23 protein-coding genes are annotated in these 24874 nt (G+C 69.6%); 6 read left to right on the forward strand and 17 right to left on the reverse strand.

Annotated elements, in window-relative coordinates; all coding sequences use genetic code 11:
• Positions 1 to 64 precede the first annotated feature (64 nt).
• Positions 65 to 817 carry an SDR family oxidoreductase gene (locus tag ABFX50_RS20830; RefSeq protein WP_346148710.1) on the reverse strand — a complete coding sequence of 251 codons (753 nt, stop codon included), beginning with the start codon at positions 815 to 817 and terminating at the stop codon, positions 65 to 67.
• A gap of 41 nt (positions 818 to 858) precedes the next feature.
• Positions 859 to 1896 (reverse strand): phosphotransferase family protein, encoded by a 1038-nt coding sequence (locus tag ABFX50_RS20835; protein WP_346148712.1) that lies wholly within the window; start codon positions 1894 to 1896, stop codon positions 859 to 861.
• Positions 1897 to 2061: 165 nt separating this feature from the next.
• Here ABFX50_RS20835 and ABFX50_RS20840 point away from each other — a divergent pair, with 165 nt between their 5' ends.
• Together ABFX50_RS20840 and ABFX50_RS20845 are read left to right on the forward strand one after the other, a co-directional pair.
• Positions 2062 to 3144: a GNAT family N-acetyltransferase gene (locus ABFX50_RS20840; protein WP_183656866.1), complete on the forward strand. Its 1083-nt coding sequence runs from the start codon at positions 2062 to 2064 to the stop codon at positions 3142 to 3144.
• Positions 3141 to 4256: a DegT/DnrJ/EryC1/StrS family aminotransferase gene (locus tag ABFX50_RS20845; RefSeq protein WP_346148715.1), complete on the forward strand. Its 1116-nt coding sequence runs from the start codon at positions 3141 to 3143 to the stop codon at positions 4254 to 4256. The genes ABFX50_RS20840 and ABFX50_RS20845 overlap by 4 nt, the downstream gene beginning before the upstream one ends.
• A gap of 13 nt (positions 4257 to 4269) precedes the next feature.
• On the opposite strand, the gene ABFX50_RS20850 is transcribed toward ABFX50_RS20845, so the two are convergent.
• The 12 genes from ABFX50_RS20850 to ABFX50_RS20905 all read right to left on the reverse strand — a co-directional run bounded on the left by ABFX50_RS20850 (position 4270) and on the right by ABFX50_RS20905 (position 19893).
• On the reverse strand, positions 4270 to 5076 hold the full coding sequence (locus ABFX50_RS20850; protein ID WP_346148717.1) for an SDR family NAD(P)-dependent oxidoreductase: 807 nt from the start codon (positions 5074 to 5076) through the stop codon (positions 4270 to 4272).
• Between the two features lie 50 nt (positions 5077 to 5126).
• Positions 5127 to 6314, reverse strand: a complete 1188-nt coding sequence (locus tag ABFX50_RS20855; RefSeq protein ID WP_346149027.1) for a DUF418 domain-containing protein — start codon at positions 6312 to 6314, stop codon at positions 5127 to 5129.
• A 49-nt stretch (positions 6315 to 6363) separates the two neighbouring features.
• Positions 6364 to 9783, reverse strand: coding sequence for a hypothetical protein (locus ABFX50_RS20860; RefSeq protein WP_346148719.1), 3420 nt, complete (start codon positions 9781 to 9783; stop codon positions 6364 to 6366).
• Positions 9784 to 9815: 32 nt separating this feature from the next.
• A complete protein-coding gene (locus ABFX50_RS20865) occupies positions 9816 to 11138 on the reverse strand; it encodes a lipopolysaccharide biosynthesis protein (protein WP_346148721.1) in 1323 nt (440 codons plus the stop codon).
• Positions 11131 to 11934 carry a polysaccharide deacetylase family protein gene (locus ABFX50_RS20870; protein ID WP_346148723.1) on the reverse strand — a complete coding sequence of 268 codons (804 nt, stop codon included), beginning with the start codon at positions 11932 to 11934 and terminating at the stop codon, positions 11131 to 11133. The genes ABFX50_RS20865 and ABFX50_RS20870 overlap by 8 nt, the downstream gene beginning before the upstream one ends.
• Positions 11931 to 12872 (reverse strand): glycosyltransferase family 2 protein, encoded by a 942-nt coding sequence (locus ABFX50_RS20875; protein ID WP_183656883.1) that lies wholly within the window; start codon positions 12870 to 12872, stop codon positions 11931 to 11933. The genes ABFX50_RS20870 and ABFX50_RS20875 overlap by 4 nt, the downstream gene beginning before the upstream one ends.
• A gap of 11 nt (positions 12873 to 12883) precedes the next feature.
• Positions 12884 to 13720 carry a glycosyltransferase family 2 protein gene (locus ABFX50_RS20880; protein WP_346148726.1) on the reverse strand — a complete coding sequence of 279 codons (837 nt, stop codon included), beginning with the start codon at positions 13718 to 13720 and terminating at the stop codon, positions 12884 to 12886.
• 189 nt (positions 13721 to 13909) lie between these two features.
• Entirely contained in the window at positions 13910 to 15040 is a 1131-nt protein-coding gene (locus tag ABFX50_RS20885) for a GNAT family N-acetyltransferase (RefSeq protein WP_346148728.1), read from the reverse strand.
• Positions 15037 to 15405: a hypothetical protein gene (locus tag ABFX50_RS20890; protein WP_183656887.1), complete on the reverse strand. Its 369-nt coding sequence runs from the start codon at positions 15403 to 15405 to the stop codon at positions 15037 to 15039. Before ABFX50_RS20890 ends, ABFX50_RS20885 begins: the two co-directional genes overlap by 4 nt.
• Positions 15406 to 15665: 260 nt before the next feature.
• Complete coding sequence (locus tag ABFX50_RS20895) at positions 15666 to 17252, reverse strand: RNA polymerase sigma factor (protein ID WP_346148731.1); 1587 nt, start codon at positions 17250 to 17252, stop codon at positions 15666 to 15668.
• A gap of 115 nt (positions 17253 to 17367) precedes the next feature.
• Entirely contained in the window at positions 17368 to 19122 is a 1755-nt protein-coding gene (locus ABFX50_RS20900; RefSeq protein WP_346148733.1) for a substrate-binding domain-containing protein, read from the reverse strand.
• Positions 19123 to 19254: 132 nt separating this feature from the next.
• Complete coding sequence (locus ABFX50_RS20905; protein ID WP_346148735.1) at positions 19255 to 19893, reverse strand: cation diffusion facilitator family transporter; 639 nt, start codon at positions 19891 to 19893, stop codon at positions 19255 to 19257.
• 113 nt (positions 19894 to 20006) lie between these two features.
• Here ABFX50_RS20905 and ABFX50_RS20910 point away from each other — a divergent pair, with 113 nt between their 5' ends.
• Positions 20007 to 20759 carry a DUF4184 family protein gene (locus ABFX50_RS20910; RefSeq protein ID WP_346148737.1) on the forward strand — a complete coding sequence of 251 codons (753 nt, stop codon included), beginning with the start codon at positions 20007 to 20009 and terminating at the stop codon, positions 20757 to 20759.
• Positions 20752 to 21591, forward strand: a complete 840-nt coding sequence (locus ABFX50_RS20915) for a TrmH family RNA methyltransferase (RefSeq protein WP_346148739.1) — start codon at positions 20752 to 20754, stop codon at positions 21589 to 21591. Before ABFX50_RS20910 ends, ABFX50_RS20915 begins: the two co-directional genes overlap by 8 nt.
• Here the strand turns inward: ABFX50_RS20915 and ABFX50_RS20920 are convergent.
• Positions 21588 to 22361, reverse strand: a complete 774-nt coding sequence (locus ABFX50_RS20920; protein ID WP_346148741.1) for a TetR family transcriptional regulator — start codon at positions 22359 to 22361, stop codon at positions 21588 to 21590. The two genes, ABFX50_RS20915 and ABFX50_RS20920, sit on opposite strands and share 4 nt — an antisense overlap.
• A 175-nt stretch (positions 22362 to 22536) precedes the next feature.
• Between ABFX50_RS20920 and ABFX50_RS20925 the strand changes: the two genes are divergently transcribed.
• The gene (locus ABFX50_RS20925; RefSeq protein ID WP_346148743.1) at positions 22537 to 22995 is read left to right on the forward strand and encodes an alpha/beta hydrolase; all 459 of its coding nucleotides are present in this window, start codon (positions 22537 to 22539) and stop codon (positions 22993 to 22995) included.
• A 127-nt stretch (positions 22996 to 23122) separates the two neighbouring features.
• Here the strand turns inward: ABFX50_RS20925 and ABFX50_RS20930 are convergent, their stop codons facing one another.
• Positions 23123 to 23980 (reverse strand): D-alanyl-D-alanine carboxypeptidase family protein, encoded by an 858-nt coding sequence (locus ABFX50_RS20930; protein WP_346148745.1) that lies wholly within the window; start codon positions 23978 to 23980, stop codon positions 23123 to 23125.
• A 119-nt stretch (positions 23981 to 24099) separates the two neighbouring features.
• On the opposite strand from ABFX50_RS20930, the gene ABFX50_RS20935 reads away from it, so the two are divergent.
• The gene (locus ABFX50_RS20935) at positions 24100 to 24291 is read left to right on the forward strand and encodes a YegP family protein (protein ID WP_183656907.1); all 192 of its coding nucleotides are present in this window, start codon (positions 24100 to 24102) and stop codon (positions 24289 to 24291) included.
• A 28-nt stretch (positions 24292 to 24319) separates the two neighbouring features.
• Here ABFX50_RS20935 and ABFX50_RS20940 read toward each other — a convergent pair whose 3' ends face one another.
• Complete coding sequence (locus tag ABFX50_RS20940) at positions 24320 to 24838, reverse strand: DedA family protein (protein ID WP_346148748.1); 519 nt, start codon at positions 24836 to 24838, stop codon at positions 24320 to 24322.
• Positions 24839 to 24874: the final 36 nt, after the last annotated feature.

Raw genomic sequence — 24874 nt, forward strand, 5'->3', positions numbered from 1 at the left:
AGAGCCCGGCGTCTCTCCAAGGTAACCGCCGGGGTTGCAGGACGCTTGAATCTTCCACTAAGGATTAGCTGGGATTCGGCGGCCGCTGTCCTCCTGCCGGCCCGGGCACGCCAGCATAACGGTAGGGGACAGGTGCCCGACCAGGCTGAACGACCAGCAGCGTGCCCGGCTCCTCGGTGTAGAAGGCGGACTCCACGGCGCCCGCGACGTCCTCGGCGGTCAGCAGAGGGAAGCCCGCGCCGACGAACATGTCGCGCTGCGAGGCGACCAGAGGGGTGTCGGTGAAACCGGGGCAGACGGCGCCGATCCTGATGCCGTCGCGGGCCAGCGGAGCCGCCAGCGCCCTGACCAGTCCGACGACGGCGTGCTTGCTCATCGTGTAGATCGGATCGCCGTCGAAGCCGACCAGGCCCGCGAGGGAGGCCGTGACGACGATCGCGCCACCGCCCGCCCTTTTGAGGAGCGGCACGGTGGCGGCGACGCCGAAGACGACGCCGTCGACGTTCACGCCCATGGCGATGCGGTACTGCTCGAGGTCGAAGTCGGCCAGGTCGACGCCGCTGGAGATGCCCGCGTTGAGGTGGACCAGGTCGAGCCTGCCGTACCTCTCCTCGGCCAGCTCGGCCGCGCGCAGCGAGGTGTCGCGCTCGGTGACGTCGCCGGCCAGCCAGACGCCGCCGACCTCCTTGGCCATGCGCTCGACGCCCGCCTCGTCGCGGTCGAGGAGCACGCAGCGCGCCCCGCCCGCCGCCATCCTGCGAGCGACGGCGGCGCCGATGCCGCTGGCCGCTCCGGTGATGAGAACCACGCTGCTCATCGGGTCACTCCTTGTGGGTCGTCCGCTGCCGCGGAGGAGGGTCAGGCGGGGCCGTCGTCGAGCGCGCGGTGCGCGCGGGCGAGCAGGGTGGGCACGGCGGCTCCGATGCGCTCGAACCCGTCACCCACGGTCTTACCCTGCCTGAACCTGGCGTGGATGCCCTCCACGATGACGGCGAGCTTGAAGTTGCCGAAGGCCACGTAGAAGTCGAGGTCGCCGAGGTCCCTGCCGGAGACCTTGGCGTAGTGGGCGGCGAACTCGGCGGCGTTCAGGAAACCCGGGGCGAGCGTGACGTCGCCTGCCACGGGGATCGACGCGCGCTCCTCGTCTCCGGGGTCGTGCCAGTAGGTCAGCGTGAGGCCGAGATCGGCCAGGGGGTCGCCCAGCGTGGACATCTCCCAGTCGACGACCGCGAGGATCTCGGGAGGATCGGGCCTGACGAGCGTGTTGTCGAGCCGGTAGTCACCGTGCACCAGCGTGGCGGCGGAGGCGGAGGCGGAGGGCAGGCGGGCGCGCAACCTGGCGACCAGCGCGTCGTAGGCGGGCTCATGACGGTCGGCCGACCGTTCCCACTGCTGGCACCAGCGCTCCAGCTGGCGCGTCATGTACCCGTCCGGACGGCCGAAGTCGCCCAGCCCGACCGCGCGGTAGTCCACGGCGTGGATCTCGGCCAGCACCTCGGCCAGGCGCTGCGACAGCCGCCGCGTCTCCTCTGGCCCCGGGGTGGACAGTTCCTGCCTGTTGCGGACGGCGGCGCCTTCGACGTACCCCATGAGGTAGAACGGGGCGCCGATCACCTCCTCCTCGGCGCAGAAGGCCACCGGCTCGGGGACCGGCACGGGGGTGCCGTGCAGGGCGGAGATCACGCGCCACTCGCGGCGCATGTCGTGCGCGGTGGGCAGCACGTGGCCGAGCGGAGGGCGGCGAAGGACCACGCTCCGCCCCGCCGTCTCCACCAGATACGTGAGGTTCGATCTGCCACCGGAGATCAGCGACACCGAGACCGGCTCGCCCGCCGAGGGGACGTGCTCGCCCATCCACGCGACCAGCCGCGGCCAGTCAATGCCAGGTACCGTCATGGGACCCCATTAGAACTCGATTCGGTTCTCGCTGCCAAAGATTAGAGTTCCCTAAATTTGCACCGCATCGTGATCCCCCACCTCCATCCATCCTTTAACGTTGCTGTACATCGCCGTTTCCATGCTGACCGGCGACCGGGGAACCGCACACCCCAGTAGGAGCTCATGCGCATCACACTTGTACAACCCCGTGACCTGGGGCAGCCGGAAGTGACCCGGTGGCGGGCGTTGCAGGAGGCGGACGCCGCGTTCGACAATCCCTTCCTCTCGCCCGAGTTCACGATCACGGTAGGCGAGTTGCGCGAGCAGACCCGCGTGGCCGTCGTCGAGGACGGCGGCGAGCTGGTGGGCTTCTTCCCCTTCGAGCGCCATCCCCTCGGCATCGGCAAGCCGGTGGCCGCGGGGCTGACCGACGCCCAGGGTCTGGTCCACGCCAAGGACGCGGAGATCGACCCGCAGGCCCTGATCAGGGCCTGCGGCCTCAGCGTCTTCGAGTTCGACCACCTGGTGGCGGGGCAGCCCCTGCTGGCCGAGCGGCACACCCTCTACCCCTCGCCGATCATCGACCTGAGCGACGGCTGGGCCGCCTACACCGAGTTCCTCAAGGCCAACTCCGGCAAGACGTACAAGAGCACGCTGGCCAAGTCGCGCAAGCTGCAGCGCGACGTGGGCCCGCTGCGCCACGACTACGCCACCACCGACCCCGAGCCGCTGCGCGCGCTGCTGGGATGGAAGACCGACCAGTACCGCCGCACCGGCCGCACCGACAGGTTCGCCATCAGGTGGATCGTCGAGCTGGTCGAGCGCCTGCTGGCCACCCAGACCGAGAGTTTCGCCGGCGTGCTCGACATGGTCCACGTCGACGGCGCCCCGGTGGCGGGCCACTTCGGCCTGCGCACCCGCACCACGCTGGTCGGCTGGTTCCCCGCCTACGACACCGCCTACGCGAAGTTCTCCCCAGGGCTGATCCACCACCTCGCGATGGCCGAGGCCGCCTCGGCCGCCGGCATCCAGATGATCGACATGGGCAGGGGAGACAAGGAGTACAAGGAGAAGCTCAAGACGGGCGAGCTCCAGGTCGCCGAGGGACGGGTGGCCAGGGCCAGCGCGGGCGCGGGCGTCCACTGGATGCTCAGGGTCCCCGTGCGCAAGGCGCGGGGCGCGGTCATGGCCAACCCGTTGCTGCTCAAGACGGCCGACAGGGCGCTGAAGACCTACGGCCGGCTCCGCACGGCGTTGTCGGCGTGAGCCCAGAACGGGCGTTCGCGGCACGCACCGGCTGTCACTGCCTGCTGCTTCCCTCCAACAGGCTCGGGCTCTACCTCGCGCTGCGCCATTTCTGTTCGCCTGGGCAGCGGCTGCTCATGTCGCCCATCTCGGCCGACGAGATCCTCTTCCTGGTGCTCGCGGCGGGCCTGCGCCCGGTCATCGCGCCGGTGTCGCGCCGTACCGGCAACATCGACCCCTCGCTGGTCGATCTCTCCACCGTCGACGCGGTCCTGACCACCAACCTGTACGGCCTGCCCGACGACGTCGAGGCGTTCGCCGGCAAGGTCCTCATCGAGGACGTCGCCCACGCGATGGAGACCACGGTGGCGGGCCGCCCGCTCGGCACGTTCGGCCAGGCGGGGGTCTTCAGCCTGTCCAAGCACCCTGGCGCGGGCTCGGGCGGCGTGCTCGCCCTCCAGGACGCCACCGCCGCCAAGGCGGTGAAGCAGGACCTCGAGCGGCTGCTGCGGCCCGGCGCGTTGCGCGCCGAGCTGCTGAGCGTGGCCACCTCGATGGCACGTCAGGTGGCGCTGCGCCTCGACCTGGTCCGTCCCGCGCTCGCGCTCGCGCGCCTGCTCGGCATGGAGGAGGAACGCGAGGGCTACCGCATCAAGCTCCGCGCCGCCGAGCTGGCCGCCGCCACGGCCCAGGCGCCCTCGCTGCCGCCCTTCGACCCATGGGTCCGCGCCGACCTGCACTCCTACAGGACCGCCAAGGGCCCCCTCGCCCGCTGGTACCAGTCACGGAGGGTGGCCAAGATCGAGGGTGAAAGGCCCAGGCGGCTGCAGGGCGTGCGAAGCCTCGCCGCGCTGCCCAGCGTGGCGGAGGGCGTGCTCGACCAGCTGGACCAGCCGCTGTTCAGGGTGCCGCTGCTGGTGAAGGAGCGCGACCGGGCCATCGCCGCCCTCGAAAGGCGCGGCGTGGCCACCGGCTATCTCTACGACCCGCCCTACGACGACTACGCGCCCTCCTTCACTCAGCCCTCACCCTCGCCCTCCGCGGCCAGGTGGTGGGCGGGGCACGTGCTGCCCGTCGATCCGGTCTACGCCCACAGGGCGCTGCCGGTCCTGAAGGAGCTCACCCCCGCCTGACGGCCTCCGATGCTCAGATGCCCTTGAGGAACCCGCCGTCGACCGCGAACTCCGAGCCCGTCGTGCTCGCCGAGCGCGGCGAGGCCAGCAGGGCGATCACGTCGGCGACCTCCTGCGGCTCGACCAGCCGTCCGGTGGACAGGTTCATCATCTGCGGTGCCACCGTGTCCATCACGCTGTCCCTGTCGGAGCCCGTGGCCCCCGCGAGGATGTCGGCCGCGCCGCCCTCCTCTGTCCACCAGGCCGTCCTGACGGGGCCGGGGCTGACGGTGTTGACCCTGATGCCCTGCGGCGCGTACTCCTCCGACAGCGCCTTGGAGACGTTCAGCAGGGCCGCCTTCGCCGCCTGGTAGTCCACGTTCATCGGGCCGGGCTGGCGGACCATGCCGGTGGTGACGTTGACGATCGACCCGCCGCCGCGCGCCAACAGGTGCGGGATGGCCGCCCGTACGGCCCGCACGACCGCGAACAGGTTGAACTCGAACATCGTCAGCCAGTCGGCGTCCGTCGGGGTGAGGAAGGCGAAGCGGGGCAGCTTCACGCCGGGCGGAGGGCCACCGGCGTTGTTCACGAGGATGTCGAGCCCGCCGTAGACCTCCACGGCGCGCTCCACCGCCGTCGCCGGGCCCTCGGGGTCCATCAGGTCCACGGCGGCGTGCGTGAGCCTCGGCCCCGCCAGCGCGTCGAGCTCAGGGCTGCTCTTGCGCGAGACGGCCACGACGGCGGCGCCCTCCTCCAGCAGGGTGGCGACGGTGGCGAGACCGATCCCCTTCGAGGCGCCGGTGACGACCGCGACGCGGCCGGAAAGCTGCAGGTCCATGGGAGAGCCTTTCAGTGTGTGCTGTGTGCACCTCTGAAACACCGCTCGCCTCAGATCGGTTGCACCTGTTTCGCCGGAAGCCGCCCATGGGTGAGCGCCCTGAGGAACCACTCGACGGGGCCGTAGCGATGGCGGCGCAGCCACCAGTGGCTGAAGGCGGCCTGCGCGGCGAAGACGGCGAGCGCGACCAGCAGCTCGAGCGGCGGGCTCACCTTGTCCACGAGCGCCAGGCCGTACCCCGTGAAGATCAGCGAGCAGATCAGCGACTGGCCGAGGTAGTTGGTCAGCGCCATGCGCCCAGGGGGCGCGAGCATCCGGCCGAGCGGCGTGATCCTGGGCAGCAGGCGCAGGAGGGTGGCGGCGTAGGCGGCGGCCAGCAGCGGCGCCGTGACCAGGTCGACCGCCTGGCCCAGCAGGCGCAGCACGACGCCCGAGCCGCTCCACGCCGAGTAGGAGTGGAGCGCCTGTCCCGCGATGCCCACCGTGAAGCCCGCCCACTGCAGCGTGCGCAGCATCCGCGGGTCGGGCCGCTTCAGCGTCGCCCACTTGCCGAGGGCCAGCCCCACCAGACAGGCCGCCAGGACGGCGGGCACCTGGAACAGCACCCGCAGCACGACGATGACCGACAGTTCGTGCAGGTGCTCACTGACGATCGTGGCGGGCCCGCCGCGCAGCAGGATGTCCGCGCCGAGAGCCTGTGCCAGGCCGCCCGAGGTGGCGCCGGGCACCCGCAGACCCAGCACAGCGGCCCCCGCGGCGGCGACGAAGGCCAGAGCGAGCGCCGCGGTCAGCGCCACGGCCAGCATCAGGGCCGCCTTCGGGGTGATTCCGCGCAGCACCAGCAGCGCGAGCCCGACCACCGCGTAGGTGGTGAGGATGTCGCCGGGGAAGAGGAACACCGCGTGCGCGAGCCCGAGCAGGAACAGCCCCGCCAGCCGTCGCAGGAACATCGGCACGAACGCCGCGCCGCGTCTGGCGGCCGAGTCGAGCTGGAGGGTGAAGCTGTAGCCGAACAGGAAGGAGAACAGCAGGTAGAACTTGTTCTCCATGAACATGGTCACGAACCAGCGCACGCCCCAGTCGAGCCCGCCGTCGAACCCGGGCTCGGGCAGCCCGCTCATGCGGTAGCCCGAGGCGAGGAAGGCGATGTTGACCATCAGGATGCCGAGGAGGGCGAAGCCCCGCAGCGCGTCCACTGCGGCGATCCTGTCCTCGGGGGCGCGGGATGGTGACCACATCAAGAGGACATCATCCCGCACCCTGAGTGTTTCCTGTGACTTTCGCGACCTACTGGAACATGTTCAGACCGATGTAGAGGAAGCGCTCCACGATCACCCCGACCGCGAGCAGGAAGGCGGGCACCGCCACCATCAGCAGGCGCCTGCGGGCCCTGGGCGCCTTGTCCCTGCCGTGCAGGCGGATCACCTCGTAGGCGAAGAGCGTCAGCCAGGTGACGCCGAGCGCGAGTACGCCGACCAGGTCCCACGGTGAGCCAGGATCACCCGGACCGCCGCTGACGTAGCGAGGGTCGGGGATCTCGGAGCCCTTGACGAACTTCTTCCACGTGTAGAGCGCCGCGTCGTCGTTGGAGTAGACCTTCTTGATCTCCTTGGACCTGTCGAGGGCGGCGACGAACCTGTCGTACCAGTCGGCGGGGAAGCCCTCGTTCAGCTGGAGATAGGCGGCCTGGCCCCGCGTGACGGCGAGGAAGGTGTTGCGCTCGCCGGCCTTGAGCGTCGCGACCGCCTCGGTGATGTTGGCGGGATCCTTGTGGACCAGCGCCTGCTGCGTGAAGTCGACCTTCTCGAAGTCCTTCTCGCCCCACGGCAGGATCGGCGTCGTCTCGGGGCCCACCTTGGGCACCAGGTAGAGCACTCTCGCGCTCGGCTTGTCGTGCGCGTAGACGTAGCGCATCGCGGCGACCTCGCCCGTGGTCACCCGCTCGAACTTCTCGTTGCCGTAGCGGGCGACGAGGAAGGCCATCGACAGCGCGAGCGCGACACACGCGGCCAGGACGATCGAGACGATCTTGGTGACCCGCGGGTTGAACCTGACGTTGCGCTGGCGGAAGGGCACCGTCTCCTCGCTGGCGTCCTCACTGTCGGCCGGCAGGTTGGGGAAGAAGGCGTAGGCGGCCAGCAGGCAGGCGCCGGGCAGCATGAACATGTAGACCCGCAGGCCCATCTCGCCGCCGTAGCTCTGCAGGCCCATGGCCAGCACGGGGACGCACAGCAGCACCAGCGCGGCCCTGTCGAAGACGCCGCGCCGCAGCCGCCTGAGCAGCCCCACGGCGGCCAGCAGCAGGACCGTGGCGCAGATGCCGAGACGCGTCTGCAGCACCAGGGCGTGGATCGGGTCGCTGCCCTGGATACGGTCGCCGGTGCCGCGCTGGAGGTTCTCCAGCAGCCTGCCGATGCCGCCGAAGATGGACTCCATGTTGCCCTGCCAGAACCCCACGGTCTGGTAGCTGATCCACGCCAGCACCACCAGCCCGAAGAAGAACGGCAGCGCCCACGTCAGGGAGGTCCGCTTGACCAGCAGGAAGGCGGTCAGGACGCCCAGCATCATGAAGGGCGTGATCTGGTGCGAGGCCGTCGCGGCGAACAGCAGAGCGATCAGCATCAGCAGCATCAGCAGCTTGTCGGCCCTGAAGGTGCCGGTGATGGCCAGCTCGCCCGGCAGCATCGAGTCGAGCCTGGCCAGCAGTTTGCGGACGCGGCCCTTGTCGGGCATCGGCTTCGTGCGCGGATCGACCTTGCCGAACCAGCGCAGCAGGATCGCCACGAACGCCAGGTAGAGGGCGAAGGTGAAGCCCTGAGGGGAGAAGTAGTCCTGGCCGATCCACTGCACGAGGATGAACAGCAGCGCGGCGAACCACCTGGCCCGCGTGGTCGCCACCACCTGGCGCAGGATGAGCACGAACGGCAGCAGGTAGAGCAGGTTCGACAGCAGCGGCGTCCAGTTGAGGATCGTCGTGAAGTCGGTGATGCCCGCCGCCTTGCCCACGAAGGCGAACAGCGCGAAGAAGCCGGGCCACGCCATGCGGGCGTCGAGCATGGGCGCGGTCTCGCCGGTTCTCGAGATGAAGTCGACGAAGCCCGCGTGCACGTAGGCGGTGGGGAAGCGCGGCACGTCGGCCACGATCGCCCCCGCTCCATGAAGGGCGAAGGTGATCGCGGCGATCTGGAACAGCAGCAGGAACTTGCGGTCGGTGCTCTGGGTGACCGTGACGAAGAACGAGACGATCATGATGACGATCGCGAAGAACGCGCTCAGCGGCATCGCGGAGATCAGCCCGAGGCCGCCGATGTCGGCGGGGTCCACCCCGCGCAGCGGGCCGGGGGAGACCCGCAGCGCCAGGACGTACATGAGCAGGCCCTCGAGGACCAGCACGACGGGTAGCCAGCGCGGCGCCCCTCGCACCAGCGACGCCAGGCGCGTCTGCTTCCCCTCGGGCGCGGCCTGCTGCGGCCTCCTGACGGGTACGGCGGGCGCCTCGGGGGCGTGACCGACCTTCACGGAGGCGGAGGGCAGCCGGAGCGCGACAGTGGTGTCAGCGACTCCCGGCGTCTCCTCGGCCTCGTCCTCGTCGCCTGTGGTGCTGCCGGCCTTCGGCGGCGTGGGAAGGCGTACGGCGGTGGTGATCTCCGTGACGTCCTCACCCGCGGCCGAGAAGTCGGGCAGACGCAGCGCGGGGTTGGTGTCCTCGTCGTCCACCTCGTACGACGCGTCGGCTCCGGGCTCCTCGCCGCTCTCGGACTCTTCCTCGGCGGGCTCGGACTCTTTCTCGGCGGGCCCGGTGTGCTCCCGTGCGGCCGAGTCGGAGGCCGGCTCAGCGGTCAGGGGCTGGCTCGGAGGGAAGGCCAGCTCGGTCGTCTCGGCCTCGGCATAGGTCGTCCCGGCAGCCTGCGGCTCGTCCGTCGTGGAGTCCGCCTCGGGCTGGTCCGGTGAGGAATCAGCCTCGGGCTCCTCCAGTGAGGAGGCTGCCTCGTCCGAGGTGGAAGCCGCCTCAGGCTCACGTGTGGAGGAGGTCGATTCGGGCTCAGCCGATGAGGAGGACGCTTCGGCCGGATCGGGGGCCGCTTCGGCGGCCGTCTCGGGCTCGTTCGCAACCGAGGTCTCCGCGGTCGCCTCGGACCCGGCCGGACTCTCGTCCTGCTCGGCCAGATCCTCGTCCGAGCCGACCGAATCCTCGCCCTGCTCGGCAGAGTCCTCGGTCGGGTCGGCTGAATCCTCGGGCGGCTCTTGCGGGCCCGAGCTCTCGGAGGCGCCGGGGCGGGTCTCGTCGGAGGCCGCCGGCTCAGAGCCCGTCGCCTCGGGACCGGTCTCGTCAGAGCCGGTCTCCGCGGCTTCGGTCTCCGCGGCTTCGGCATCTGCGGCTTCGGTCACCGCGGTGCCGGTCTCCGTAGTGCCGGTCTCCGTAGTGCCGGTCTCCGTAGTGCCGGTCTCCGTGGTGCCGGTCTCCTCGGAGTCCGTCTCGTCGGAGTCCGGCCGCTCGGAACCGGGTGCGTCCTGGTCGGTCGCGGCGGAGCCGGACTCTTCCGCGTCGGCGCTGGTGCTGGGGTCGGCCCCGGTGCCCACGGGCAGTGTGATCTTCGGGATCACTCCGGTGGCTTCGGGGTCGAAGTCGGGGTCCACAGGCTCCTCGACCTCCTCCACATCCGAAGCACTGGAAGCCTCGGACGTGCCCGTCGTCTCCGTTGTCATCTCATCGCCCGCCGGTTGCCTCACGTTGACCATCATGCGGCCTCAGGCGACCGCTGGGTGACACGATGCCGCCCGGTTTCGCCACCTTTGAGAACTTTACGGAGACTTCTGAAGATCAAAAGTGCGACCAAAAGTTCGCTGAAGAGCAGGCCGTACCCCACTGAATTCACGCCCACGAAGGGGAAGAGGGCCATGATCGACGCCAGCACCAGCGCGGCCAGCCCGATCTGCACCACGGCCAGCTTCCTCGCCTCACCCAGCGCACGCAGCGAGCTGAGGTAGACCTCGATCAGCACCCTCGGCAGGACGGCCAGCGCCATCAGCCGCAGCAGCGTCGTGCCCTCGGTGGCGAATTCGGAGCCGAAGACGGCCAGGATGAGGGGGGCGGCGAGGCAGGCCACGCCGATGATCGGCGTGATGATCAGCAGGGCCCGTTTCAGCGCCTGCCTGGCGTTGGCGGCCAGCCGCGAGCGGTCGAAGGAGCCCTCGACGGTGAGCGAGATCGCCATGTTCATGGCCAGCAGCTCGATCATGCAGCCCAGCGTGTGGGCCATGGAGAAGCGTCCGAAGGTGGCCTCGCCCACCCTGGCGGCGATCAGCACGGGCACCAGGTAGACGATCGCCAGCATCGACAGCGTGCCGGGGAAGTCGCCGGCCAGGAACCTGCCCATCTCGCGCAGCCCTGGCGGCCTCGCCTCGCCCGCGGTCTCGCGGACATGCTTGGGCACCTGGAGGCCGAAGATCAGGAAGTTGACGGGGATCAGCGCGATCGCCGTCGGGATCACCCAGGAGACGAAGATGCCGCCCTCGGGGAGCGAGCCCGCCAGCGCCACCAGCAGGCCCATCTTGACCAGGCCGAACACCAGGTTGTTCACCGGAACCCAGACGGCCTGGCGCAGGCCGGTGAGCGCGACGTCCTGCAGCGTGAACACCGACCAGACCAGCACCGCGCCCAGGAAGAACAGGCCGTGGCCGAGCCCGCCGAGCACGGAGTAGATCTCGCCCCACATGGGCAGCGTCAGCAGGAAGCCGATCGCGGCGACGCCGCCGGTCGCGGCGGCCATGCCGTACCCGCGCAGGATGACGTCGGCGGTGCGGCGCCCGGCGATCGGGATGTACCTGGCCAGCGCCCCCACGAAGCCGAGCGCGGTCAGGGAGGCGAACAGGCGCATCGCGGTGATGAGCGCCTGACCGCTGCCGAACTCCTCGGGGGTGTAGAAGCGGGTGGCGAGCAGCCAGTAGCCCATGCCGAGGACGGCGGTGATCCCCGTGTTCGCCATGAGCGCGTAGCCGTTGCGGAAGAGGGGGTTGCGCAGGTCTCGCAGGATCTTCTGCAGGACCGATCGATCAGACATTCCCTCGTACCCGCCGCAATCCGTACCTCGTCCTTCTGACGACCGCGTAGCCCTTGGTGAGCGCGCGTTCCCGCAGGTAGATCAGCGGGATCGCGCTGCCCTCGACCGCGCGTCTGAACATGCTCATGGTGGTGTGGCGGCCGATGGTGAGGCGGGGGATGGCCAGCAGGTCGTGGCGGTCGGCCGCGAGGGTGTTGTTCACCGCGCACGCCGCCCAGTAGCCGGCCTTGCGCACCTCGCGGCGCACCCGCGCGCTGGAGTAGCCGTAGGGGTAGGCCATCGTGGCGACAGGGGCGCCGATCCGCTCCTCCAGAAGGCCCTTGTTCTTGCGCAGCTCCTGGCGGAGCTCGGCGTCGGGCAGCTGGTCGAGCTGGGGGTGGCTGTGACTGTGGCCGCCGATCTCGATGCCGGTCTGCGCGATCTCGCGCGCCTGGCCCCAGCTGAGCATGTCGTCCAGCGGCTTGCCCGCGGCGTCCTTGCCCGCGTCGGAGACCCATCCGCTGGTCAGGAAGACCGTGGCGGGGAAGGTGTACTGCTCGAGCAGGGGCAGCGCGTGGGTGTGGAAGTCGGCGTAGCCGTCGTCGAAGGTCACCACGACGGGCTTGTCGGGCAGTGACCTGCCGTTGTTCTTGTGCACGGAGGCGACCAGGTCGGCCACCGTCAGGGGGGTGAAACCGTTGGTGGACAGGTAGTCGATCTGCTCGGCGAAGTCGCTCGTGCGCACCGCGTGCGGCCTGGTGTCCTGGTTGGGCCTGTCGGTGATCGAGTGGTACATGAGAATCGGCACACGGATCATGAACGCACCAGCTTCAGCCGTACGGAACCCACCACGTAACCCCAGGTCGTCCAGGCGAGCCCGACGACGATCGCGAAGGCTCTGCCGAGCCCCGAGACGTCGCCGCGCACCGCCTCGCCGAGCCCGCGCAGCGCGCCGAGCGGCAGCGCCTTCAGCGCGTGGGCCCGCTCGCTCTTCAGCCCGTCCTGGGTGCCCACGCTCTGCGTGACCAGGGCCTTGGACAGGCCCTCGGCGTAGCAGCGGGAGCGGAAGTAGCCGAAGGTGGCGCGCTGGGCGGGCACCTTGTGCCCGATGAGCGCGGCCGGCTCGAACAGCATGACCGCGCCCGGCTTGCGCTGGGAGAGCCTGATGCAGAACTCGGTCTCCTCACAGCCCAGCGGACGGCTCTTGCGCCCTTGGACGCTGCGGCCGATGCCGCTGTGGAAGCCGCCGACCTCGCCCACCGCCGTACGCCTGAAGGCGGCGTTGCCGCCCATGACGTTGCGGATCGGCGAGCGTACGGCGGGCATGCCGCGGTAGCTGCACCCCACGGTCCAGTCGAACTCGTAGGGGAACCACCGGGGCCGTCGCCCCGTCTGCCACAGCGGCTCTGTTCTGCCTCCGACGCCGACCACGGCGGGATCCTGGAAGCCCTCCTCCAAAGCCTCCAGCCATCCGGGGTCGGCCACGGCGTCGTCGTCGAGGTAGGCGACGATGTCGCCCGTCGCCACGTCGGCACCGGTGTTCTTGCCCCCCGACAGCCCCTTGTCATGGGTGTTCTCGACCACGACGACCCGCGGGTAGGCCTGCTTGAGCCTGAGCATCAGGTCCTGGTTGTAGTCGACGACCAGGATGATCTCGTGTGCGGGACGCCGCTGGAGCTCGACGGACTCGACGGCCTGCCTGATGTCCTCCCAGCGGTCCTCGGTGTAGACGCAGATGACGACCGAACTCTTCATGACCGACCTTTTTACGCCACACCCCGGTCGGCCGCGGGGCGGCTGGCCAGCTCGGGAACGGGCTGCGTGGGACGGCGGCGCCGCTCGCGCAGGATTGTCTTGAGCACGCGGATGCCGTCGCGGACGGCGTGCAGGTTGCTCTCACCGTGGATGCGGCAGCGCTCGTGGCTCGGCACCTCGTGCACGCGCAGGCCTGCCTTGGCGGCGCGCACGTTCATCAGCGTCTCCACCTCGAAACCGTCGCAGTCGAGGTCGAGCACGGGCAGGTGGCGGGCCCAGAAGGCGTTGTAGCCGTAGCAGAGGTCGGTGTACTTCGTCCGGTAGAAGACGTTCACCAGCGTCGTGAGGACCTTGTTGCCGAAGTAGCGGCTGAAGGTCAGGTCGTCGCTGCCGCCACCGGAGATGTAGCGCGAGCCCTTGACGAAGTCGGCGCCGGTGACCAGCGCGCCCACGAAGGAGATGATCTCGTGGCCGTCGGTGGAGCCGTCAGCGTCGATCATGACGATGATGTCGCCCGTGCAGGCGGCGAAGCCGGCGGCCAGCGCGTCGCCCTTGCCCTTGCCGGTCTGCGTTACGATCTTCACGTTGGGCCTGAGCTTGCGCGCCACGGCGACGGTGTCGTCGACGGAGTTTCCGTCGACGAGGATGATCTCGTCGATCCACTGGGGGATGGTGGCGAACACGTGCGGCAGGTTCTCCGCCTCGTTCATGGCCGGGACCACCACGCTGACCGTCGGCGAAATGGCCAGATGAGGTGTGAGGGGGGTGAACCGCTCGATCGGCGGCATAGATCGCAGGCCGGAGCCATTGATCTTGTGACCGTTGGTCTTGGTGATCTCGGGACTCATGGTGTGACAAATCCTTCCGGGACCTGGTGCTGCCGAACGGACCCGGGACCATCCGCGATCCTATGGATCATCAGGGATGGCAGAAGTGACGAACGGTGCATGAAGGGTCCAGTGGGGTGAGGGTGCCAATGGATGGTGCTGTGCTGCCGTGATGCCGGGTGATGCTGCTGGTGCGAGGGGTGGAGCGCGTTACCGCGCTCCTGAGGGTTCCTTGACGACGGTGTCGGGCGGCGAATCGGACTGCAGAGTCGTGCGCACTCGCCCGAAGCCCTTCAGCACGCGATCGGCCACCTTATAGAGAGACGGTCGATCCAGGACGATTGTTCGCGCCTTGTTGACAGGAGTCCTGCCGATCCAGTGGACGGCGGCCGCCGCGGACGGTCGGGAGACACGTCCTTCGGCGACGTAGAGGACGCCGCTCTTCAGCCAGTCCTTGTACTCCTTGCCGCCCTTGCCCATGTCGACGGCGTGCAGCCCGGCCTTCGCCGCGTGCTCGGCCATCTGCAGGTGGTGCACGATGCCGGGCGAGTACCGCGCGAACTCGGTGTCGTAGGCCGGGAACCAGCCGACCAGCGTCGTGGCCGTGCGCAGACCGAAGTGGCCCGCTACCGGAACGTCACCGGCGTAGAGCATGGTGAGGACACCCGCGAAGTCGTCAGAGCGCTCGGCATGCATGAGGTCGATGAGCTCGACGATCCACGGCTGGGCGAACCTGTCGACCCTGCCGGTCCTGCGGTACTGGTCGGACTTCCAGTTCAGCAGGGTGCGCAGCACGGCGGGGTCGGGCGAGGCGTACTCGAAGCGCAGCCGGCCCTGTTCCCTGCCGAGCTTGCGCTCCTTGTAGCGCACGGTCTTCAGGTTCTTGGGAGAGTTCGCCTTCACCTGCTCGATCCAGGAGTCGAAACCCGCGGTCAGGTCCATGATCGGAGCGGGCCTGACATCGGTCTCGAACGCCGCGAACGTCGGCTGGCCCGCGACCATGTGGTCGAAGTCGAAGACGCTGAGCTTCGCGGCCCTGAGCAGGGCCTTCGTGTCGATCTTCAGCTCGGGAGCCGAGATCAGGCCATGACACGTGGTGAGAAAGCCGCCCAGCGGCTTGCCGATGCCGAAGCTGTGGCGCTCGTAGGGGAAGAAGCCCGCGATCGAGTCGCCGTCGTGGACGACGGCCACCCGCACGTAGTCGCGCAGGCGGTCCATGGCCACCGCGAACTCGACAGAGAGAAAGGGGTTGTCCAGCGAGGGATCCGCCTTCTGCAACGCCCGCCATCGAGACCGCTCGGAGTCTCCCAGCTCGCCGGGGCGAACAATCGAGATGTTCACCGTGGCCCCGCCCCCTGTTCGCTCTGCATGCTCTTCCCCCGATACAACACGCGCAGTACGTACATGAACCCAGCGAGCACGGCGACTGTCGCAACGCCGGCCCTGGGGGACCATGCGTCGAACAGAAGCATGGCTTGGGCAAGGAGAACGTTAAGAACGAGACTTGCCGCGGCACCTACTGATAGTGCGGCAAGAGGATCACGATCCCGCAACAGTCCGACTACCGCTGCCCCAGGAACGACCAGAAGGAACAGAGAGATCAGAAGCGGGCGCAACGGCGTCTGGATGTCGGCGAGCGCGATCACCGCCCCCGCGATGCATGCTGCCGCGAGCGCCCATGTGAGCGCCCTCCACTTGCTGCCCATCTCCCTGACTCCTGGCTACTCGCTGGCAAAGGCCGGTTGATCGCCGTATTCATGGGATCAACCCCGCCATGGGCCCGTCAATGCCGACGTCTGGCGACCACTCCAGGTTTACCGGGCATGACGAGATTCCCATGTGTTATTCAACACATAGTCAAGAGCATGCCACGGGGAGCGTCCCCAAGCCATCTAGCTTGCCCTATGGCGGAGGGTCAGCGAGGCCTAAAGTCCGGTTTGTCCAATCTTGTCACCAAAATGAGTTCTTAATCATCTTGCGTCTCGTGCGAGGTTGTGCTGCTCGCCACACCGGGCGCCGGCGTCTCGGACGGGTCCTGCGAGGAAGGCGGGTCGTCGGTGGGCTCGGGCTCGTGACCGCCCTGGCCGTCCCAGGACAGGGCGCACGAACCGCCGCCGGCGTTCGAGCTGATCGTCACCGTTCCCGCGCCCGAGGAGCCGGGGTCGTTGACCGTCACCCAGACCGACGCGGACTGGCCGGCCTTGATCGAACCGGCGGAGGGGAAGACGTCGAGGCCGTCGGAGGCCCCCGCGCTCCAGGAGATCGCGGCGTTGCGGGCGGCCAGCCGTACGGTGCCCGCGCCGGCGACGCCACCGGGGCAGGTGACCGAGAGCCGCGCCGAGGGCGCGGCGGGCCGGGTGCGGCTGGCGGTGGGCGTGGGCCTGGTGGCCGAGGGCTGCGAGGCGGGGCTCTGCACGGGCCTGGCCGCAGGCCGCGTCTGCGGCGCCTGCCCCGTACGGCTCGGCGCGCCCGTCGGCTCGGCGCTCTCCTCGATGTCGTTCTGCAGCTCGGGCTCGGCAGAGGGGTCGGTCAGGGGATCGGTCGAGGGGTCGGGCTGAGCCAGAGCGGGCTCGGAGACGCTGGGCGAGGCGGAGGGGGCCATCCGCAGCGCGGCGGGCTCGGACTCTCCGTTCATCACGATCATCGCGCCGGTGGCGGCGAGCACGCAGGCGCCGACGGTGAGGACCGGCGCGAGGCGTCGCGGGCGCCTGCGCGAGCGGCGCTCGACCATCACGGGGAAGCCGGTTCTGTCGAAACTGTCGCCCCGTTCGGTGATCAGCGTGCGGGTCTGGTCGCGCTCGGGGCTGGTGCAGGTCTCGACGACGCGACGGCGCAGCGAGATCGGAGGGAAGGCGACGGGCACCATGTCGAGCAGCCTGCTCGCGGAGACGTGGCGGTGACGGCCCTCGGTGCAGACCTCGCAGCCGCCGATGTGTCCGGAAAGACGCCTGCGCAGGATCGGGGTGAGCGGGCCCTCCCACGAGTCGACCATCGCCGACAGGTCGGGGCAGTGCGCCCGGCCCGTTCTGGCCAGGATCACCGCGGCGGCGGCGTTCTCCACGTGGTCGCGCGCCCTGCCGAACCTGGTGGTCGCCTGGCGTGAGGTGAGCCCGAGCACCGCGCCGACCTCGGAGGGGGTCAGCCCGTGCCGCAGCGACAGTTCGAGCACCTCCCGCTCGCCCTTGCTCAGCTCGCCGAGCGCCTCGTGCACCAGCTCGGCCAGCTCGGGGTCCTCCGGATCATCGAGGACGGGAGGCGGGACACCCGGCGTCTTGGGCGTCTTGGCGATGCTCTGGAACCTGGTCAGCGCGTACAGCCACGCGCGCAGCCTGGAACTCTCCTTGAGCTGGTCGGTACGGCCCTGCGCGGTCACCAGCGCGTCGTGCACGGCGTCGGCCGCGGCGTCGCGGTCGCCGGTCAGCGAGCAGGCGTAGTCGTGCAGCCGTTCGGCGTAGGCGTCGTAGAGCCTGGCGGGGGCGTCGGTGTCGGCATGGCGCAGCGCCTCCACCAGTTGATGATCGTCGGCGCGGTCGACAGTAGGCCATCCGGGCACGGATCTTCCTCCCCGCAGCGAGCTCGTGTTGTCACAGCCCCACGCGGGTAGGACGCCCCCTTACGAAAAGGGGTTGTCCCGGCATAACGACCGGGTATCGCTCAGGCGCCTCAGGTCAGCAGTTGGGCGCGCACAGGCGCCGCTTCATGCCCTGGACGAAGAACTTGCGCACGTCGAGGATGTTCGCCGCGATGTAGGCCTCTCCGCCGCTGGCCTCGGCCATCGCGTCCATCTGCTTCTTGCCCTTGGGCGCGTCGGGTCCGAACGCGATGATCAGGAGGTTGACCGGCCGCTTGGGGTCGTACTCCTTCTTCAGGAACTCCACCATCTGCGCGTTGGTGACCTTGCCCGTCGGGTCGTCGTTGCCCGCGCCGTCGGTGAGGATCAGGATCGTGTTGATCTTGTCGCGCTCGTAGGTGGACTTCATCTCCGCGTAGGCGGCCATCAACGTGTCGTTGAGCCCGGTGTCGCCGGTGGCCTTGGGCTGGACGGTGGCCAGCTGCTGGCCGAGGATCTGCTTGCGCGGGACGCCGTCGACCATCTCGCTCAGCGGGCCGACCGAGATCAGCTCCTTGTAGTCCTTCTGGCCGTCGAGCAGCGTGGAGAAGCTCCAGACGCCGATCTCGCTGTCGGCCTCGAACAGGGCGAGCCCCTCACCCGCGATCTTGGTGATGGCCTGCATGCGGGTCATGCCGGTGCCGGGCACGGGATAGGCCATCGTGCCGGAGACGTCGAGCAGCGCGAGCATCCTGGTGCCGAGGTTCAGCCTCGACCACATCTGGGCCATGCTCGCGACGTTCTTGACGTCGGGGGAGGGCAGCGCCTGGGGCGCCGCCGCCGCGAAGCCCTTGTCCTCGGCCAGGGCGCTGCCGCCCTTGCCGTCGGGCGTGCGGAAACCGTGTTCGCGCAGCGTCCTCTGGGCGGCCTCGGTGCCGAGCTCCTGCTGGAAGGCGGCGGCCGCCCTCTGCTTGACAGGGTCCTTCGAGGTGATCACGACGGGGTAGTCCAGGCTCAGCGTGCCGTCCTCCGGATAGAGGGGCACGACGGGCGAGGCGGACTTCTTGGCGTTGTGCGCCCAGACGCTCTGCTCGGAGGAGACGCCGACGGGGACCTTGCTGCCCGACCTGACGGTCAGGCTGGCCAGCAGGGCGGCGGGGTCGGTGGCGATCTGCTCGGAGAGCTTCTTCAACGCGCCGACCAGCTGCTCGTCACCGAGGCCCGCCTCCTTGGCGGCGCCGGCGGCGGCCACCAGCGCGCCCAGGCCCGCGGAGTTCTTGGCGGGGTCGAGCGCCAGCACGCGGACCTTCTTGCCCGGGCCGTCGGCGTTGGCCACGTTGGCCACGCTGATCAGACCCTGCCAGCTGGGCTGCAGGCTCTTGGCGAGGTTGGCCGCCGCGCTCTTGGCGGCGACCAGGACGATGGGGGAGGTGGCGATCGAGCCCGACGGCCCGGGCAGCCCCGCTCCCGCCTCGCCCGCGCGCAGCCTGCCGACCATGAGGCTGGAGTCGGCGATCCACATGTCGGCGTCGAGCTTGCCGTTCACCAGGCTGTTGGCCGATTTGGCGGCTGACTCCCTGACGATCGTCACCGCGAGGCAGTGGCCGTCCACGGCCTTGCCCGTCTTGTTGAACGAGCCCGCGACCTTGTTCAGCGCGGGCGACAGGTCGGGGGTGGCGACCACGCGCAGCGCGAGCGGATCGCCCGTGCAGCCGCGTTCCCTGTTGAAGATGACGAAGGCGGCGACACCCAGCAGGATGGCAAGGGCGAGCGCGCCGGCCAACGGGACCAGCACCCTGCCGCGGCCGCTGCTGCTGCGTCGGCGGGGGGCGTGATAGCCGTCATCGAGCTCGTCTGTACGGTGTCGCCCCACGTTGCCCTCTTTGGTGTCGATACGTTCGGGTCACCATACCGGGGAGATACTCCGCGGTGCTCAGGAACGATACTGGGTGCGCTTGGTGTGGCAAAACCATCGATTTGGTGCAGTGATTACCCAGAGTGGCTGTCAATGGCAGCAGCCGTGACCGCGCCACGCCCGGGCGCCCTCACGCACGGCGACCCCCGCGAGCGCCAGCGCCACGGCCGGATCGACCCACCACCATCCGAGGGTGTTGAGCCACAGTCCGGCCAGCACGCCGCCCGCCATCGCCGCGCAGATGAGGTTCTGCGCCCCTTCGCCCCGGGTGGCCGCCGAGCCGAGCCGCGCGCCGATGCGCCGCTTGGCCACGCCCAGCAGCGGCATGCTCGCCAGGCTGATGGCCGTGACCGCGATGCCGAGCGCGGTCGGAGCCGCGCGGTGCCCCGCGTCGAGGTCGTGCAGCACGTGCACGACCAGATAGGGGGCCAGCAGCCAGAAGCTCACCGCCACCGCCCGCTGGGCCTTCTCCTCCGCGTGGGAGGACAGCGTGCGCGCGCCGGTGAAGCGCCAGACCACGATCAGGCTGGCCAGCGCCTCGACGAGGGCGGACAGGCCCCAGCCGATCAGCGCGACCGAGTGCGCGGAGAACCCCGCCGCCAGGCCGAGCGTGCTCTCCAGCCCGAGCCATACCAGGGTGATCAGGGACAGCGCGCGAGCTGTGGCGGCGTCCTTGAGCCAGGTGGCCGACGCGGCCGGATGTGCGTGAACCTGCTGGTCAGACACCATGACCCGAACCACACCTCCCGGCCGACGACAGCGATCCGTATCTTAGTAGTCACAGAGAGTTATCTGTCTGTTTCTGTGCAAAGCTCAGCCAAACAAGACCAAGGGGAGGGTCCATGCCGTTCACGCTCAGCCATGTCGCCGCAGTCGTGCCGCTGCGCAGGCTCACCTGGCTGGACCCGTGGGCGCTCGCGATCGGGGCGATGGTGCCCGATCTGCCGATCTTCCTGCCGTTCCTGCCGGACTACGCGCACTGGCACTCGCCGATCGGGGTGGTCACCATTGATCTCTTCTCGGCGCTCGTCCTGCTGGCCGCCTTCCACCTGGTCTTCAGGCTGCCGCTCGTCGCGCTGCTCCCCGAGCACCTGGCGGGAAGGGCCGCCACGCTGACCCCTTCCCCCAGGATCCTGCCCGTGGTGGCGGGCGCGGCCGTGGGCGCGGCCACCCATGTGCTCTGGGACTCCTTCACCCACTCCTACGCCAGCGGCGTGTGGGGCTGGAGTTGGCTGGATCACGAGGTGCTCGGCGTGATCCCGGTCTTCAGGGTGCTGCAGTACACCTCGTCGGTGCTCGGGCTGGCGTTCGTGGCCTGGTGGGCATGGCGCGGGCTGACGAGGATGGCTGACGCGCCGGCGCCCGAGGGCCTGCCGCTCGCCGACGGCGTACGGCGGGCGGTGCTGTGGACGGTGGCCGTCGGCGCGGTGGTGGGCGCGGCGCTCTGGCCGGTGCTCGACCCGCCGGTGCCGGGCGCCGCCGGGATGATCACCAGGGTCGGGGCGGGCACCGTCGTCGGGCTGGTCGCGGTGCTGGTGGTCTATGCCGGGATCTGGCAGTTCAGGCGGCTCGTGGCAGGATTCGAACGTGCCTGAGTACGTGACCGACGCCGATGACCCCCGCCTCGCCGACTTCACCGGGCTGCGCGACGTGGAACTGCGCAAGAGCCTGGAGAGCGAGCGGGGCCTGTTCGTCGCCGAGGGCGAGAAGGTGATCAGAAGGGCCGTGGGCGCCGGGTATCCGGTGCGCGCGGTGCTCACGACCGAGCGCTGGCTGGCCTCGCTGGCCGACGTGCTGGGCGACGCGCCCGTCTACGTGGTCTCGGAGGAGGTCATGCAGGGCGTCGCGGGCTTCCAGGTGCACAGGGGAGCGCTGGCCTCGATGGAACGCCTGCCGGTGCCCCCGGTGGCGAAGATCCTGGAGGGCGGCTCTCGCATCGTGGTCCTGGAAGATCTGGTCGACCACGGAAACGTCGGCGCGATCTTCCGGTGCGCCGCCGCTCTCGGAGTCGACGGGATCATCCTGTCGCCGCGTTGCGCCGACCCTCTCTACAGGCGGTCGGTCAAGGTGTCGATGGGTGCGGTCTTCGCGATCCCCTGTGCCCGCATGGACAACTGGTACGACGGGCTGGAGGAGATCAGGGCGGCGGGCTTCCAGACGCTGGCGCTGACTCCCGATCAGAGCGTCACCCCGCTGGACACCGTCGAGATGAGTGACCGGGTGGCGCTGCTGCTCGGGTCCGAAGGGGACGGCCTGTCCTCACGCTGGCTGCGGGAGGCCGACGAGCAGGTGTGCATCCCGATGAGCTCCACCGCGATGGAGGCAGGCGTGGACTCCCTCAACGTGGTGGCCGCCGCCGCGATCGCCTGCCACGGGCTCATGCGCGGCGCAGCGGATCCTGTTTCGAAATCTATATCTCAAAACTAGTTTTTGAGAACGCGGTAGACGGTGGCTCTGGAGACGTTGAACCGCTCCGCGATCTCGTCGACCGCGTGGCCCTCGCCGTACAGCCGCCTGACCGTGGCCGACTGCTCGTCGCTCAGTGCGGGCGGTCGCCCGCCCTCCCTGCCCCGGCTCCTGCCCCTCGTCCCCCCTGCCGGCGATCCCGTACGGCCGGCGGCCTCCTCGAGGCCGCCGCCGCTCGGCAAGCCCCCGCCGCGGTCGTCGAGCAGGGCGTGGGCGCCGCCGAGGATGAGCTCGCGGAGCACGGCCACCGGCGCGTCGGGGAAGAGGACGACGGGATCGCCCAGCGAGGCGACGGTCTGGGCCGCGCGGACCCGCTGCTCGAGCCGCCGGTCAGGGCCGCAGACCAGGTCGTTGGCCAGGGCGATGGCGGCCTTGAACCGTTCGCCCACCGGCGCCTGCGCCAGCAGCGTCATGTCGCGCACCAGCAGGAGGAGCGCCTCCCTGTGGCGCAGGCAGACGTCCACGTACCCCTCGATCGCCGACCAGCGCACCCGCTCGGGGTCGTCGTGGCTCTCCGCCCGCTCCAGCGCGCCCTCCAACTCCTCGAGCAGCGGCTCGGTGAGCCTGTGCAGGAGGTCGTCCTTGGCGGAGAAGTGGTAGTAGAGCGCCGCCTTCGTGATGCCCACCTGCTCGGCGATGGCGTTCATCGACGTGGCCCGGTAGCCGCGGGTGGCGAACAGCGCCCCCGCGGCCGCCAGAATCCGCTGAGGAGTCGCTTCCTCGTCGCGCATGACACTCCTGAGGGTTTTACCGTGAGTCAGCTCCAATGCTAGATTACTGACCGACGGTCAGTAATCGTTCGTGAAGGAGTGGCGACCATGGCGGAGCGGCGCAAGATCTCGTTCGAGTCCGGTGGCACCCGGTGCGTGGGCTACCTCCATCTGCCGGAGAAGACCGCATCCTGCTGTGGGGCAACTCGCTCGGCGGAGGACACGTCATCTCCGTGGCGGCCGACGATCCGGGCGTCACCGCCGTGGTCGCGCAAATCCCCTTCAACGGATTCGCGGCGCACCGGGTCAGCTCGCCGTCACCGCCACCGCCGAGGCGGAGCAGCACATCAAGACGCTCAGCGGCGCCGGAGGGCTCTGGCGCAACAGCGTCGCGCCCCGCTCCCTCCTGACCCTGGCGCGCTACCGGCCAGGCGACGCCGCCGCCAGGCTCCGCATGCCGCTGCTCGTCTGCATCGCGGCCGACGACACGGAGACGCCGGCGGAGACGACCGCCAGCCTGGCCGAGCGGGCGCCACGCGGCCAGCTGAAGGTCTATCCGGGCACCCACTTCACCTTCTACAACGATCCTGAGCTGCGCGAGCGCGTGCTCGACGACCAGATCGCCTTCTTCCGCCGCCACCTCCCGCCTGCCTGATCAGCTCACCGCCCTTGACGGAAGAACCGGGCACGTCGGGTGACGTCATGTCCGCAGCGACCGTGACGGTGGCGGCCAACCCGGCCACGAAGACGCTCCAGAGGGAGGGCTGCCACCCGAGGCGGCCTCACGGTGTGGTCGTGGCGATCTGCTCCTCGGCGAAGTCGAGCAGTCGGGTCGCGGTGGTGAAGCGGCGGGCGTCCTGGTCGCCGAGCAGGACGCCGACGACCCGACGCCCGTTCCTCTCCGCCGCGAACGCCAGGCAGAAGCCCGCCTTGGTGGTGAAGCCGGTCTTCACCCCGAGCACGCCGTCCGCCTTGCCGAGCAGCTTGTTGGTGTTGGTCCAGGTGTGCGCTCGGTGGACCGCGCTCTTGGCCACCCGGTACGTCCGCTTGGAGACCACGGTGCCGAACGTCTCGTCCTTGAGAGCGATCCCCACGAGCCTGGCCTGGTCGGCGGCGGTCGAGTAGCCGCCGTTGCGGGGCGAGGGCAGGCCGTCGGCGTTGGTGTAGAGGGTGTCGCGCAGGCCGAGCGAGCGCGCGGCGGCGTTCATCTTGGCGACGAAGGCGCTCTTGCCGGGGCCGTACGTGCGGGCCAGCGCGTTGGCCGCGTCGGCGCCCGAGGGAAGCATCAGCCCGTAGAGCAGGTCACGGGTGGTGACCTGCTCGCCCGCGCGCAGCGCCGCGCTGGTGGCGCCGTTGTCGGCGGCGTGCCGCACATCGGCCTTGGTGACGGTGACGACGTCGCCGAGGTCGCCGTCGCGCAGGACCACGTAGGCGGTCATGACCTTGACCAGGCTGGCCACCGGGACCCTGCGGGTCTCCCTCTTGCCGAAGTGGACCGTCCCCTCCGAGTCGACGACGTACGCCGAGCGCGCGCCGACGTCCGGTGTCGTGTCCCTTTCGGCCTGGACCGACGGCGAGAACCCCACGACGAGGGCGAACGCCGCGATACCGGTAAGTAGCCGAATACCCCCTATACGCATGCCAGACATCGTGACAGGTGATCAACCGTTGATATGCGGAACTTGACCCTATGGCGGGGAAAACGTCCTCTTGGGTCGGGTAAATGATCACTACGACCGTCATATCGGGGGAGATCGCCATGGCAGGCAAGTTCGTCATCACCAAGGACAGGCGCGGAGAGTTCCGCTTCAAGCTGGTCGCGAGCAACGGTCAGACCATCGCGATCAGCGAGGGTTACACCACCAAGGCGGCGTGCGTGAACGGGATCGACTCGGTGCGCAAGAACGCGCCGGGGGCGGCGGTGGAGGACGACACGCTCGCGGCCGTCTGAGCCGGGTAGCCGATCGGCCGGGCCCTCGTCAGGTGACGAGGGCCTTCTCGCTCTTCCTGCGCCTGCGCCACACCACGAAGGCGGCGACGCCGCTGATCAGGATCACCGCGGCGACGGCGGCGGCGAGCGGCGAGTGCGCCGCCAGCTCGAGCCAGCCCCAGAGCACCGAGTAGAGCGCGAACGAGGTCACCGGCACCCAGGTCAGGCAGCCGAGCGCGCTGGCCACGACGTACCAGGGGTAGGAGATGCGCAGCGCTCCCGCCACCCACGGCAGCGTGTGCCGCAGGACGGGCACCCAGAAGCAGGCGTAGACGGCCAGCGCGCCCCACTTCTCCACGACCCGTTCGACGGAGCGGATGCGCTCGCGCGGGAGCTTCCTGCCGACCCTCGACTCGTAGAGGGTGTCGCCGAGCTTGTGGCCGATCCAGTAGTAGGCCTGGAAGGCGCCGAAGAGGGCGACCGCTCCGACCGCCACGATCACCCAGTACGGCAGGCCGAACAGCGAGGCGCGCGTCGGGTCGGGGATGACGATCGCAAGATGCCGCATAGCGGACATCACCCCCCAACCAGAACATTAGGTCAG

The organism is Nonomuraea recticatena (genome assembly GCF_039533245.1).
Taxonomy (GTDB): domain Bacteria; phylum Actinomycetota; class Actinomycetes; order Streptosporangiales; family Streptosporangiaceae; genus Nonomuraea; species Nonomuraea roseola.

Bases quoted from the DNA above. Each gene is read 5' to 3' on its own strand.
- ABFX50_RS20865 (WP_346148721.1), bottom strand. From the start codon at position 11,138: ATGTCTGATCGATCGGTCCTGCAGAAGATCCTGCGAGACCTGCGCAAC.
- ABFX50_RS20840 (WP_183656866.1), top strand. From the start codon at position 2,062: ATGCGCATCACACTTGTACAACCCCGTGACCTGGGGCAGCCGGAAGTG.
- ABFX50_RS20855 (WP_346149027.1), bottom strand. From the start codon at position 6,314: ATGTGGTCACCATCCCGCGCCCCCGAGGACAGGATCGCCGCAGTGGAC.
- ABFX50_RS20930 (WP_346148745.1), bottom strand. From the start codon at position 23,980: ATGCGTATAGGGGGTATTCGGCTACTTACCGGTATCGCGGCGTTCGCC.
- ABFX50_RS20920 (WP_346148741.1), bottom strand. From the start codon at position 22,361: ATGCGCGACGAGGAAGCGACTCCTCAGCGGATTCTGGCGGCCGCGGGG.
- ABFX50_RS20870 (WP_346148723.1), bottom strand. From the start codon at position 11,934: ATGATCCGTGTGCCGATTCTCATGTACCACTCGATCACCGACAGGCCC.
- ABFX50_RS20940 (WP_346148748.1), bottom strand. From the start codon at position 24,838: ATGCGGCATCTTGCGATCGTCATCCCCGACCCGACGCGCGCCTCGCTG.
- ABFX50_RS20830 (WP_346148710.1), bottom strand. From the start codon at position 817: ATGAGCAGCGTGGTTCTCATCACCGGAGCGGCCAGCGGCATCGGCGCC.
- ABFX50_RS20890 (WP_183656887.1), bottom strand. From the start codon at position 15,405: ATGGGCAGCAAGTGGAGGGCGCTCACATGGGCGCTCGCGGCAGCATGC.
- ABFX50_RS20875 (WP_183656883.1), bottom strand. From the start codon at position 12,872: ATGAAGAGTTCGGTCGTCATCTGCGTCTACACCGAGGACCGCTGGGAG.
- ABFX50_RS20835 (WP_346148712.1), bottom strand. From the start codon at position 1,896: ATGACGGTACCTGGCATTGACTGGCCGCGGCTGGTCGCGTGGATGGGC.
- ABFX50_RS20860 (WP_346148719.1), bottom strand. From the start codon at position 9,783: ATGACAACGGAGACGACGGGCACGTCCGAGGCTTCCAGTGCTTCGGAT.
- ABFX50_RS20905 (WP_346148735.1), bottom strand. From the start codon at position 19,893: ATGGTGTCTGACCAGCAGGTTCACGCACATCCGGCCGCGTCGGCCACC.
- ABFX50_RS20935 (WP_183656907.1), top strand. From the start codon at position 24,100: ATGGCAGGCAAGTTCGTCATCACCAAGGACAGGCGCGGAGAGTTCCGC.
- ABFX50_RS20880 (WP_346148726.1), bottom strand. From the start codon at position 13,720: ATGAGTCCCGAGATCACCAAGACCAACGGTCACAAGATCAATGGCTCC.
- ABFX50_RS20910 (WP_346148737.1), top strand. From the start codon at position 20,007: ATGCCGTTCACGCTCAGCCATGTCGCCGCAGTCGTGCCGCTGCGCAGG.
- ABFX50_RS20850 (WP_346148717.1), bottom strand. From the start codon at position 5,076: ATGGACCTGCAGCTTTCCGGCCGCGTCGCGGTCGTCACCGGCGCCTCG.